At 42.6% G+C, this 502-nt stretch carries 1 protein-coding gene; it reads left to right on the top strand.

Annotated features, from left to right (window positions below):
- Positions 1-86: 86 nt before the first annotated feature.
- Positions 87-502, top strand: a 416-nt coding sequence (locus IR141_RS14295) for a hypothetical protein (protein WP_135037811.1), incomplete at its 3' end; no start/stop codon positions are given.

The raw sequence follows: 502 nt of genomic DNA on the forward strand, positions 1-502 counted from the left end.
TCTAATAATGAATGCTGACTTTGGTACTTGTCTTTGGCGGCTGCATTACTTTGCCGGCACTTAAAAGAGTGATTAGGAGGATAGTAATGGATGAATTAAGAAAAAATTTTTATTTCTTTTGCCGGGGCATTTTACATCTGCTCGGAAGTTTGCCCTCATGGGGCAAATCTTTTCTTATCCGCGTCCGTTATGTTGTTTCTTTAATGAGCAGGCTGGTTTTGGCTTTTGTGTTGCCGGCGTTTTTTCTCAAATCCTTAAAAAAAGAAATGGAAATGATCGAAAAAGCAGCCGGTGAATCGTTGGCAGGCTTTGCGGCAATACTGTTCTGTCTGTTTTCCTTTTCTTTTCAAAGTGCCGCCGCAGTCTTTGCTTTTTCGAACCAGGCGTGGCACCATGTTGCAGACTGTGAATGGCGCGCCATCGGTGCCTGTCTGATTGCGGGTCATTATGTCGTGTTTTTCATGTGTTGGAGTATCAAAAAAGTGATAACGATAGGGAAAAA

This window comes from Neisseria sp. 19428wB4_WF04 (assembly GCF_015235335.1).
Lineage (GTDB): Bacteria > Pseudomonadota > Gammaproteobacteria > Burkholderiales > Neisseriaceae > Neisseria > Neisseria musculi.